General features: G+C 48.9%; 1 pseudogene. It reads right to left on the bottom strand.

The annotated features are described in order from the left end of the window. Positions 1 to 266 (bottom strand): annotated as a pseudogene (locus tag SB775_RS30305) (Cof-type HAD-IIB family hydrolase); the annotation flags it as partial.

Raw genomic sequence — 266 nt, 5'->3', positions numbered from 1 at the left:
CATCATTATCGCGTACGTAGTCAACCACCCGGCAGGACGCCATGATCTTGAGCGGATATAGATTCTTCCACAGCTGACGTAGTGCAGAAGGGTTCAATAACGGGAACAGGTCTCTCCATTTCCAGCTCTTATTGGTAACCGCGTATGACTCATGCAGCAGCATAACATCTAATCCATATTCCACGAGTACTTCGGTAATCCGGGCAGCTGTCTCAGACGGGATACGTTTTACGAACAGAACCTGGTCTGTAAGTGGATCAGCCACA

Source organism: Peribacillus sp. SIMBA_075 (assembly GCF_046534585.1).
Note: the sequence above shows the minus strand (reverse complement) of the source record. Positions and strands in the feature narration are given on the sequence as shown.